At 61.5% G+C, this 9,260-nt stretch carries 14 protein-coding genes and 4 tRNA genes; 5 read left to right on the top strand and 13 right to left on the bottom strand.

The features are described from left to right. Positions 1-149 precede the first annotated feature (149 nt). The 3 genes from F0Q45_RS21720 to F0Q45_RS21730 form a co-directional block, all read right to left on the bottom strand. A tRNA-Val gene (locus tag F0Q45_RS21720) sits at positions 150-224 on the bottom strand. A 4-nt stretch (positions 225-228) separates the two neighbouring features. Next, positions 229-302 (bottom strand) — tRNA-Cys (locus tag F0Q45_RS21725). 28 nt (positions 303-330) lie between these two features. Continuing rightward, positions 331-403: transfer RNA gene (locus F0Q45_RS21730), tRNA-Gly, on the bottom strand. Between the two features lie 169 nt (positions 404-572). On the opposite strand from F0Q45_RS21730, the gene F0Q45_RS21735 reads away from it, so the two are divergent. The 3 genes from F0Q45_RS21735 (at position 573) to F0Q45_RS21745 (ending at position 1,659) form a co-directional block, all read left to right on the top strand. Beyond that, positions 573-644 (top strand) — tRNA-Val (locus F0Q45_RS21735). Positions 645-955: 311 nt separating this feature from the next. Continuing rightward, the gene (locus F0Q45_RS21740; RefSeq protein WP_188113086.1) at positions 956-1,432 is read left to right on the top strand and encodes a hypothetical protein; all 477 of its coding nucleotides are present in this window, start codon (positions 956-958) and stop codon (positions 1,430-1,432) included. Continuing rightward, positions 1,429-1,659 (top strand): hypothetical protein, encoded by a 231-nt coding sequence (locus tag F0Q45_RS21745; RefSeq protein ID WP_149655897.1) that lies wholly within the window; start codon positions 1,429-1,431, stop codon positions 1,657-1,659. Before F0Q45_RS21740 ends, F0Q45_RS21745 begins: the two co-directional genes overlap by 4 nt. 211 nt (positions 1,660-1,870) lie before the next feature. Here F0Q45_RS21745 and F0Q45_RS27995 read toward each other — a convergent pair whose 3' ends face one another. Both F0Q45_RS27995 and F0Q45_RS28000 read right to left on the bottom strand, forming a co-directional pair. Further along, positions 1,871-2,413, bottom strand: coding sequence for a hypothetical protein (locus tag F0Q45_RS27995; RefSeq protein ID WP_188113087.1), 543 nt, complete (start codon positions 2,411-2,413; stop codon positions 1,871-1,873). A 70-nt stretch (positions 2,414-2,483) separates the two neighbouring features. Then, entirely contained in the window at positions 2,484-2,639 is a 156-nt protein-coding gene (locus tag F0Q45_RS28000; RefSeq protein ID WP_188113088.1) for a hypothetical protein, read from the bottom strand. 80 nt (positions 2,640-2,719) lie between these two features. Here F0Q45_RS28000 and F0Q45_RS21755 point away from each other — a divergent pair, with 80 nt between their 5' ends. After that, on the top strand, positions 2,720-3,025 hold the full coding sequence (locus F0Q45_RS21755) for a hypothetical protein (RefSeq protein WP_149655898.1): 306 nt from the start codon (positions 2,720-2,722) through the stop codon (positions 3,023-3,025). 67 nt (positions 3,026-3,092) lie between these two features. On the opposite strand, the gene F0Q45_RS28005 is transcribed toward F0Q45_RS21755, so the two are convergent. Further along, on the bottom strand, positions 3,093-3,266 hold the full coding sequence (locus F0Q45_RS28005; RefSeq protein WP_188113089.1) for a hypothetical protein: 174 nt from the start codon (positions 3,264-3,266) through the stop codon (positions 3,093-3,095). A gap of 590 nt (positions 3,267-3,856) precedes the next feature. After that, the gene (locus F0Q45_RS21760; RefSeq protein ID WP_149655899.1) at positions 3,857-4,144 is read right to left on the bottom strand and encodes a hypothetical protein; all 288 of its coding nucleotides are present in this window, start codon (positions 4,142-4,144) and stop codon (positions 3,857-3,859) included. 181 nt (positions 4,145-4,325) lie between these two features. Between F0Q45_RS21760 and F0Q45_RS21765 the strand changes: the two genes are divergently transcribed. Then, positions 4,326-5,183: an AbiJ-NTD4 domain-containing protein gene (locus F0Q45_RS21765; protein ID WP_149655900.1), complete on the top strand. Its 858-nt coding sequence runs from the start codon at positions 4,326-4,328 to the stop codon at positions 5,181-5,183. A gap of 57 nt (positions 5,184-5,240) precedes the next feature. On the opposite strand, the gene F0Q45_RS21770 is transcribed toward F0Q45_RS21765, so the two are convergent. The 6 genes from F0Q45_RS21770 to F0Q45_RS21795 all read right to left on the bottom strand — a co-directional run bounded on the left by F0Q45_RS21770 (position 5,241) and on the right by F0Q45_RS21795 (position 9,123). Continuing rightward, complete coding sequence (locus tag F0Q45_RS21770; protein WP_188113091.1) at positions 5,241-5,729, bottom strand: hypothetical protein; 489 nt, start codon at positions 5,727-5,729, stop codon at positions 5,241-5,243. Positions 5,730-5,810: 81 nt separating this feature from the next. Next, positions 5,811-6,056, bottom strand: coding sequence for a hypothetical protein (locus tag F0Q45_RS21775; protein ID WP_149655902.1), 246 nt, complete (start codon positions 6,054-6,056; stop codon positions 5,811-5,813). A gap of 628 nt (positions 6,057-6,684) precedes the next feature. Next, positions 6,685-7,095 carry a hypothetical protein gene (locus F0Q45_RS21780; RefSeq protein WP_149655903.1) on the bottom strand — a complete coding sequence of 137 codons (411 nt, stop codon included), beginning with the start codon at positions 7,093-7,095 and terminating at the stop codon, positions 6,685-6,687. Further along, positions 7,076-7,423 carry a hypothetical protein gene (locus tag F0Q45_RS21785; RefSeq protein WP_149655904.1) on the bottom strand — a complete coding sequence of 116 codons (348 nt, stop codon included), beginning with the start codon at positions 7,421-7,423 and terminating at the stop codon, positions 7,076-7,078. The genes F0Q45_RS21780 and F0Q45_RS21785 overlap by 20 nt, the downstream gene beginning before the upstream one ends. Before the next feature lie 283 nt (positions 7,424-7,706). Then, the gene (locus F0Q45_RS21790; RefSeq protein ID WP_149655905.1) at positions 7,707-8,729 is read right to left on the bottom strand and encodes a hypothetical protein; all 1,023 of its coding nucleotides are present in this window, start codon (positions 8,727-8,729) and stop codon (positions 7,707-7,709) included. Between the two features lie 175 nt (positions 8,730-8,904). Beyond that, positions 8,905-9,123 (bottom strand): hypothetical protein, encoded by a 219-nt coding sequence (locus F0Q45_RS21795; protein WP_149655906.1) that lies wholly within the window; start codon positions 9,121-9,123, stop codon positions 8,905-8,907. Between the last annotated feature and the right edge of the window lie 137 nt (positions 9,124-9,260).

Below are 9,260 nucleotides of genomic sequence, written 5' to 3' on the forward strand. Positions count from 1 at the left end.
GCCCGCAGGGTGCTGGGTCGCTGGTGGTGGGTGTGGTGGTCATTGCGTACCTCTCGGGTCGAACCCTGGGCCGCCAAAACCAATCTGGCATGTGTCTGGCACACTGCCGCATCTAAGGATTAAAAACTGCCTCTGACCTGCGCAAACTCTGGTGCGCGATACTGGGATTGAACCAGTGACCTCTTCCGTGTCAGGGAAGCGCTCTCCCGCTGAGCTAATCGCGCTGGCTGGAGGTGGAGACGGGAATCGAACCCGTGTGCACGGCTTTGCAGGCCGTTGCCTCACCACTCGGCCACTCCACCGCTGGGATTGATGCCACTTGCACCTTCGAGCGGATGACGGGATTCGAACCCGCGACCCTCACCTTGGCAAGGTGATGCGCTACCAACTGCGCTACATCCGCGCGCAACGGACGAGATCGTCGCCCGGTGCGAAGCACGACGATAGTCGACGTGAGCGGGCACACACAAATCTCCAGGTGTTTTGGGCCGCTGCGGCATCGCTTGCCCAGGTCGAGCCTTCGGCGGAGGCGCCGATCGTGCTAGTCTTCGACCTCGTTGCCGCTCGGCGCCGGTCCCGTGGCTCAGTGGAAGAGCGTCCGCTTCACACGCGGAAGGTCGCTGGTTCGATCCCAGCCGGGACCACGCAAGTCGTTGCAGTTGAGAGCAGGTATCTAGCTCCACAAACTAAGCCGCATGTGATTCTGCGTGCTATCCGAACTCAGGTCCCACCAGGACCTCTGTCGACTGACCTTCATCTTGAAGGCCGCCCGCGCGCACCACCAAGTAATGAACCGGTGACTTCAAGTCACTCGGTTCAGTCGTCTCATGACTTGGTCGGATCTCAAATCGGACCAAAAGACTGAAGGCGGCTCCCCTGGCAGGGAACCGCCTTCGGATGACCTCAACCCTTTGCAGAGGGTTTTCAATCTCAAGCTACGAAGGAGCGTACTCCTATGCGCGAAAACAGTGCAACAGAATCAAATGTTTCCAACCTCCCCTCCGAAGCCGGCGACACTGTGACCCGAACGGGGCATTGCATCGTGAGTTGCGGCCACGATGGCGCCGATTTCGACCACGGCCCGTACTGCGAACGTTCGGTCGGCGGTCAAGCCAATGGGGTGACCGAACCGGGCTGGCAGGAGGTGCAGTTCTGGTGTTCAGTCATTGGCCCGTACATTCACGGCACCGTGTCACGGGCCCACGCTGCGGCGTGCGACCGCAACCGCAACGGGGTGAGGCTGACCGCGCTTACTAGGGCCACGGAGACATTCGGTTGGCGGGAGCTGGGATACAACCTCACCGCCGGCGAAGCCCGTCAGCTCGCCGCGCATCTCGTCGCCGCGGCCGATAGTCACGACGGCATCGACAGGACCCACCTCCTGTGGGACCGGGTCACGAAGCTGGGGCAAGCCGCGGGCATCGTCTGGTGAACACCGATCAGGATTCCAAAGACGCACTGCTGTGGCGCGTCAAGACCGCGATGTCTCAAATGGCGCCGGAGGAACTGACCGTAGATGAGCTCCGCCCGATAGCGGTCATACTCGAGGCCTCCATCGGGCGCGAATACCTGCGCCGCACGTATTCAAAGATTCCCTACGACGTCATCAGGCTCGACAACGAACGCACCCGGAGAAGGGCCGTAGCGCCAGGCCGCTGACGGCGACAGCGCAACATCGGAGGGGGTCGCATTTGAAATGCGACCCCCTCCCCAGTCGCGGTGCTCATCACCGCGACTGGGGAGGGAGTCGGAGGAGACTTAGGCGTTGGCCGCCCGGTACAGATTGCGGGTGCACCTGGCTGGTGGCCCTACGTTGGGTCCCCATGATGACGCACACCCCAGGCGGCCGCGGACCAGCGGTGACACTGACTCATCCGCGAAACGGGCAATGCGAATGGTGCGGTGCACCAGAGATACTTGTCTCGATCGAGCCAGAGTTTATTGACAAGAACACCACTTGCCTTGTGTTGGGCGGTATCTCACACGACCGACTTGAATCCTTGATGCGGGCCGGGGAGATAGTGCCGAAGATGATCGGGGGCCGCGTCGTGTTCCCCCTCGCGGAGGTGCGCCGGTTCGCCCGGGAGTGCCCGTCGTGGGAGCCCAGGCGGCGGCGCTGAAAGATGAACATCGTCATACGCTGCGCCTGACGCGTCGTTCCGCGCCGAGCGATGCCATCGACTGCTGACGCAAGTTCGGCGGCCGCTGGTTTCGGCGGCTCGCCGGTAGCGCCGTTGTGGTACTTGTCCAGCATGAATTGGACGTCGGCTTCGGACATGCGCCAGTAGCGGCCGAAGCGGATGCCGCGGAGTTCGCCGCGGTTGAGTCGCATCGATAGCCAGCGCACCGGGTCTTTGGACACTTCGTGGAGGCCGTGCGCGGCGGCGACGTCGGCGAGGCTGTACGTCTTCATTTTGCCCGGCCTCCTCCTGGTTATTGCCAGGTAATCTGTGATTTCCGGGCCGGATGGGGAGGTACTTGCACTATCTCCCGCCCGGCCCGGGCCTGGTGTGTGCGATTTCTTCTGCGATCGCGTCGGCGAGTGCGTTGGTGAGGCGCTGACCATTGACGTGGATCACTTCGACATCGAGGTCGATGTCTTCGTCGGCGATGATGGGTTCTGGCTTGCGGCGAACCATAGGCAGTAGCCTACTGAGCCGCTGACCAGGTATTCTGGCGGACTTCGCCTTTGGCGCGGAGTTCCTGATAGGGCATCGTGATGAGTCGCACTGACAAGACCAAGCCGATGTGGGTCAAGCTCGCTCACAGGGACGTGGCGGTCGTCGAAAAGCACGATCATCGCGCGGGCCCGTGTGATCTGCCCGATCCGTTCGACCACGTTGCGTTCACCCGGCTCACGACCCGCTGCCGCCGCGAGTTCCTCGACACCGGCACCAGGGTCTGCTGCTGCCCGATGTGCCACGCCTGGGACTACCCGGACCGCACCGAACCGCAACGCCGCCGCCGCGAACGGCGCAAGAGCAAGATGGCTGACCGTGCCTGGGCACAGAATTACGACAATTAGCAGATGGGCAAGTCGAATGGGTAAGTTCCCGGAGACCACGGCAGGGGCCGAGGTCGTAGAAACAAATCTAGACCAGGACGATTTTCAGTTCCAGGGCCAGCGTCTCACTGAGGAGCGCGCTGAAGAGTCTCACTGAAGTAGCGTTTCGTCGTGCGGAAAACCCGAGCAACGTGGACGACAACGCCGCGGGAAGTTGCTGAATCACATTGGCCGACAACAAAGACACGTTTTTCGACGTCATCTACGAATACCGATACTTGGCGCTTGCAGGCTGCGGCTGGTTGCTTTATGGGCCCGCTGGTGAAGCTCAGAAGCAGAAGGCTGCTAACGAATTACTGCCCGGAATCGGAGTCATATTGCAAGATAGCCTGCTGGCCCACGCGCGTTCACTGATCGAGTTCTACACGAACTCAAATCCTAGCTCGACCGACACCGCTCTCTTGCAATTCGACCATCTCGCAATATGTTCCAGCCTAAAAGGCAGTCTACGACGGTATCAACGACCAATTTCGGTACACGCGCTCCACCTGACGACATGGCGCGATCCGGTCCAACGCGCTGCAGGCCCTCTCGATGTCGCGCGGCCAGACTGGAATACCGAAGCTAGCCCGCTCGTCCAGCTGCTACTCAATGCCCTTGAAAATGCCGCAGCAGCCGCTGCGGCTGCGCCCAGTAAGTGGGCGCGCCCCTTCAGTGACCTTCACGCCGCTGCCAGCGACTTGTTCGCTGACCGAGAATTTCAGTGGCCTCACTACCTAACCGAAAAACAAGACGTGACTGCCTACTTGGCCGCTCAAGGGATCAGGTGACTGGGCGGCAAAAGAAGCCTCGCTAGACCCCTTCGGCCTCTTCGATGGCCTCGCTGAGAAGCTCTTCAGTTCGATTGATCGCTGCGGTGCGCGAACCGCCGGCGATGGTAGTGAAGGCCGAGGATGTCGAGCCGGCCAGGAACTCGATAAGTCCCCGGAGGCAGGCTGGGCAGTCCTCGACCTCATCAATGATGCGTTCGGTCGAATCGCCATCATCTTGCAGGGACGCCAGAATGAGGCGCCAGGCTCGGACCTTACCGACCGCGAGAGCGCGCTCTTGACCGTCAAGAGCGCAGCCTTTGTGTGTCATTCGGCTATTGCAGCACCTTGCGGCCCCCGCGTGAAGTCACAGCGAGCAAGTAGTTAAGCGAACCGCCAATTAACAAGCTGCGTCGGTCGTGGGAGCAGAGATAGGGGATTCCGTCCTGAGGCACAGTCGTGAATACTTCCGCGGAGAAAGCTTGCCGGAACTGAGGGGGTTGACAACGGGCATGCCTGATGAAAGCAATCGCGGGCGGCGGCCAACGTTCTCACAGAGGTACGGGTACACAGAGTTCGACACAGTCGTTCAGCTCGAGGCGCTAAACGATCGCACCCGAACAGACCTGTGGAACTACTTCGTCTATACCAAGTACCTCGACCGGCCGTACACAGACAAGGACGGCCTGCTTATCTGGTGTAACCATCTCGGCCTCCCGCGCCACGGATACCAATTCAATGACCTCGCCAACCGACTGAGCACGATCCTCATGCAAGGCCAGTGGTATGAGGTGTTCGATCTCATCGAATTCTTCGCTTCGAACACGCCCGATTTCAGACGCAACGACCTCGCCGAGTTGGTGAACAGCATCTTGGAGTTGAACCGGGTCGGCTACCGACTTACCAACACGTCGATAGCTCCGATCACTAACGCAACCGAGTTGACTGCTGTCAACACTGCGATTGAGTCGGCGTTGACCAACGCAGCGGGACACATCAAGAAAGCGGTTGCCCTATTCGCTGTCCGCGATAATCCGAACTATTCGAAAGCCGTTCAAGAGGCCATGTCGGGAGCCGAGGCCGCTGCGTACGAGCTGAGTTACGGACAAGCCCAAACCTTGGCAGATTCCCTCGATTTCGTAGCAAATCGGCTGCCGAACAAAATGCACCCCGCGCTGATAGAGGGCTGGAAGCTGCTCTCCGGGTTCACCAGCGACAGTGGCGGCATTCGCCACGCCGCCAAAGGAGACACAGTCGAACCCGATCAGGCACTCACTCTGTACTTCATCGTCACATGCTCAGCGTTCGTCAATTTGGTGACGTCAATGGTGGCGAAGCGACCCAACAGAAGTCTCAGCGAATCGTCCTGAGTCACGGATGTCCGCGGCCCAACGTAGTTGGTCGCCCCCCGGCACAGCGGCGACAAACTAGTTCCGGCGCCGCCTCGGGAAGCCGAGCCCTGCGAGGGCAGCTCCAATCACTAGTAATGCGATGACGGCGGACCACCAAAGGACCGCGTGTTCTAGCTGTTTCGTCAGTGCGAGTGCCGGCGCGAGCGACAGCCCGGCGCCGATGAGAACGCCGCCGACGCCGAACAGCCAGGCTCTAACTTGCTCTGCGAAGGGAGGGTGATTGAGCTTTGCGTCCGCTGCAAGGATGTCACTTGCGTCGACAGCTGACGCCCCTCTCGCCGCGGCAATTTTGACTGCCTCAATGCCTAATGCCGCCGTTTGATCATCCGTGATGGCGATCAACCTCTGCGACGCCGCCTCTAAGAAACCCTCGATGCCGGCATGTCGATGGAGTTCATCTGTAATACGTCGACCCGGCTCGACGCCGAATTCGAAGTTTGACGGAGCGGCAAGGGGCAACTCGGGAGGCCGGTGGCGCTTTATTCGCTGGGGGGATGCCGTCACACGCTGTTCTTGTGCCCTCAGTTTTGCCTTTTCTGGACGTTCCGGTTGATGCGACTGCGACGATGGTTGGCCTGCCACTGCTTACGCGTTGCTCTCCGGCGAGTCGCCCTCAGGGGAAGTCACCAAGGAATACAAACTCTGATGGCGAGATTCAAGCATGTCGTCAAATCCCGCAAGCACGTCCCGTTGTCGCATCTGCTTTTTCCTTCGACGTTCTTCTGCTGCTTCTTCAGCAAGTGTGTAGGCGCGAGAGTCGATGCGTTCGGCGCGTTCCTCCCACTCTTGGCCGATGATTTTCCGGCCGATCAAGCGGGCAATCCATGCCACGAGCGCACCCGACACAAGAAGTTCTATTCCGGAGATAGGCCGCTCGTCCCAACCTCTGAATCTAGATCTAATGCCCATCAGCATGCTCCGAGGCAGGGCGGGTGACCGCTGGCGGCGGACCCTCACATGACGTTGGCTGCTCACTTGAATTCTGCGCCTCGGCGCAGGTGTCCGCGGGAGATGCGTCGACTTGATGACGTCGTTTCTTTAGCCGACGGCGAATCCGATGAAACATGACGCGCCCAAGAAGGACAAAGAATGCCATGCCAAACAAGTGATGCAGATTAAGTTTTTCTCCCTCCGCGACGGGCACCGGCACCCCCAGTGGGATTCGGCGTTGATGGAAATAGGGCCTTTGAGACGCGCTCCGGCAAAATCTCCGCTAGGAAGTTGGCTACCGAACGGATGGCGAAATAGCAGACAGGCAACGATGCGGCTCCTGCTACGAGAGCGAGGAAATGGCGCGCAACTCTCTCTTCATCCCAGCGCCGGGCTGGGAGATCAGATATGCCAGACAACGCAGTTCCTTTTGTTAGCCGCTTCGCCAGGGTAGCAACCGAGGAAGAATGCTTGACGGGGTGGCACCGCATTGTGTGGGGCGTCTGCTGCATCGTTTGCTGAGCACATTTCAAGACCGAGGAGTCACGATGTCGTCGGGTCCCACCCGATACACAACGTCACTGCGACCGCTTAGAGGCAGCATGCCGGCAGGCATGCCTTTCGCGGTCACCCCCACCGGCTGACCCGACTCAAACTGAGCAAGCCACACGCGGGCAAAGCGGTCGCGGTACTCCGCCGGCGCCGGATCGTGCTCACACACCACGCCCGGCTGACCGCAATACACAGCGTTCTCCTGCCAACCCCCGCCGAGAGTGACAGCGTGCTGCTGACGCTTCCACCGCGGATCCCAACCCTCCGGGCTGTCCCAATCCGCTCGGGCCTTCTCCCGCAACGCCGCATAGATGCCAGGTACATGCTGAGCGTCGGACTCTTGTGCGCTGCCGCCGCCGCGGCCGGTGTCATTTACCCAGAGCGGCATCGCGTTCCCATCTCGTCTTCGCGGCGTGGCTGGCCTTCTGCGACCGCTGCGTCTTCGGGACCGTCGGCATGACCGGTTTGACCTGCTTGAGCAGCCGCGCCAACGTGGAGTCCAGCAGGCGCAGCTCCGCGCTCAGCTTCAGCGCGGCCTGGAAGTCGGCGTTGGCGCTGTAGCGGATCCGCAGATCCACCTTGCGGTCAACCGTCTCCGCGATTGCCTCAAGAAGCGCGGCCTCATCGGCAGACCATGACAGCGCCTTACCCGGCGGGGCGCCAGCAGCTTGAGCGACCACCGCCAGCTGCTCGTCCAGAGCCGCCAGGAGAGCCACCGCCTCCGCGCAATGCTGCGGCGCTGAGCAACTGTGGGCTTCTGGACTACGTTTGCTGGTGGCGACTTTGCGGCCACCCGCAAAGTGCCGGGCTGGGTCACCAGACTGTCGACGCCCTGGCTTCGGCCGCCTGGCAGCAAAGTCGGTAACCGTAACGCTTTCAGCCGTCGAAGCGTTACGGTTCGCGTTACGTTTGGCGTTACGGTTAGCGCGGTGCGCGCGCTGCCGACAAGCCGCCGAACAGTACCGCGCACGGCCCCCGCCGATCATCGGGTTCTTGCAGCTAGGGCACTGTTTCTGGGCCATCGGCAATCACCCCTCCAACGGGCAAAAAAACGGCAGTTTGCTGGCCCTGTGAGCCTGTTTGCTGAGCCCCGAACCGTAACGCGAAAACTCTGCCGAAATGCGTGCGTCCAGCATTTTTAGCAGTACCTAGTCGGTGTCCGGTGGGGCCGGGAGGGGGGTTCCCTGCCCCCGTCTGCTGTTTGCGCTGGTCAGTGGCTTCCAGAGTGGCGGTCGTCGCTGTGACCTGCGACTTCACTGTTTGCGTCGGATAGTTTGCTGGGCTGTTTGCTGTCTGCCGCGTTGGGTGCTGCTGCCGCTGTTGGTTGATGGTGTGGCCGCGGTAGATCTGTCCGTCGATAGTGACAACTGATGTCTGCGCCCATGTTTGGAGTGTGTTCTTCGTTTGCGTCCAGTCGGCTGCGAGGCGTGCCGTGTCGTTGGGTGTGTCTGTCCAGTGGAGGCGTGGCGTTGCGGTGAATCGTGTTGCTGCGTCGTCTGTTACGGCTTGTGCATATAGCTCGGCTGTGCGTGCCAGGTTGGTGATGGAGATGGCTTCGGCGGGTGTGTGGTAGCCGAAGCGCGGCACGGTGATGAGGCCGGGTGGGAAGACGACTGCGACGGTGGTGAAGCCTTGGACTGTGGCTGTTCCGCGTTGGCGGTGGTCAGCGGTGAGGCGTCGGCGTGATGTCGGGTAGCGGAGGAATGGGCAGGCGCCGGCGCACGCGTACAGCGCGCATGAACGGTGCAACGGGCCGAAGTCCTGGACGTGCAGTGCACCGTACTGGCCGTTGTTGCCTTCGGTGATGATCACGTAGCCGGGGCCGGCGAGTGGGTATCCGCATTGCCAGCAGCGGCCGCGAATTGCGAGGATCCGCATTTTCCGCGGGTCGACGCTGAAGACCGGGCCGCCCGCTTCCCAGTGGCTTGCAGCGTGGGAGGGCAGGCCGGCGAGCGCCTTCGCGCGCGGGTTATGCAGCGGCGGTATGTCGGCCATCCAGGGTGGCGGGGCCGGTGATCGCACGGCGACTAAGCCCCTTCTGCGAGGCACTTATCAGCAACTCGCCGTTGGGTTTTGATTGTTCGCGGCGGCGACGGCGCAGCTGACGACTCAGGCCTGACAAGCCCGTCATGGCCGCGCTTGCCCGTTCCATGACTACTTCGGGTTTGACGCCGTGCGCCGCCGCGAGTCATTGGTGTTAGCCGCTTTCCACCGCGGCTAGCCGTGTTTCGAGGGTGTGGACAGCGACCAGCAGCGCGGCCATCGCCTCACTCGTAGCAGTCGGAAAGGCACTGTGCGGGCCCCACGCTGCCCGCAACGCGGCAGTCACGGGCGGCAAGTCGTCATCGTCGAACACGGCTTTGCCGACACTCGGCAAGTACGGGGCATTCCCACCGTCGATGCTCTTCGGTCGCATTCGGAACTCCTATCTAGCGAATCGGTTTCACGATTGGCGGCCGGCCGCCGCCCTGCGGGATGACACGGCCAAATGTCTGACGCGGCTGCGAGCCCTTCACCGGCTGGGGCTTGTTGGGCATGGGATTCGCGCGCAGC

It is taken from the genome of Mycobacterium simiae (assembly GCF_008370645.1).
GTDB classification, from domain to species: domain Bacteria; phylum Actinomycetota; class Actinomycetes; order Mycobacteriales; family Mycobacteriaceae; genus Mycobacterium; species Mycobacterium simiae_A.

What these genes read in the sequence shown, in the direction of transcription:
- F0Q45_RS21740 (WP_188113086.1), top strand. Translation starts at nt 956, where the DNA reads ATGCGCGAAAACAGTGCAACAGAATCAAATGTTTCCAACCTCCCCTCC.
- F0Q45_RS27995 (WP_188113087.1), bottom strand. Translation starts at nt 2,413, where the DNA reads ATGAAGACGTACAGCCTCGCCGACGTCGCCGCCGCGCACGGCCTCCAC.
- F0Q45_RS28000 (WP_188113088.1), bottom strand. Translation starts at nt 2,639, where the DNA reads ATGGTTCGCCGCAAGCCAGAACCCATCATCGCCGACGAAGACATCGAC.
- F0Q45_RS21755 (WP_149655898.1), top strand. Translation starts at nt 2,720, where the DNA reads ATGAGTCGCACTGACAAGACCAAGCCGATGTGGGTCAAGCTCGCTCAC.
- F0Q45_RS28005 (WP_188113089.1), bottom strand. Translation starts at nt 3,266, where the DNA reads ATGACGTCGAAAAACGTGTCTTTGTTGTCGGCCAATGTGATTCAGCAA.
- F0Q45_RS21760 (WP_149655899.1), bottom strand. Translation starts at nt 4,144, where the DNA reads ATGACACACAAAGGCTGCGCTCTTGACGGTCAAGAGCGCGCTCTCGCG.
- F0Q45_RS21765 (WP_149655900.1), top strand. Translation starts at nt 4,326, where the DNA reads ATGCCTGATGAAAGCAATCGCGGGCGGCGGCCAACGTTCTCACAGAGG.
- F0Q45_RS21780 (WP_149655903.1), bottom strand. Translation starts at nt 7,095, where the DNA reads ATGCCGCTCTGGGTAAATGACACCGGCCGCGGCGGCGGCAGCGCACAA.
- F0Q45_RS21795 (WP_149655906.1), bottom strand. Translation starts at nt 9,123, where the DNA reads ATGCGACCGAAGAGCATCGACGGTGGGAATGCCCCGTACTTGCCGAGT.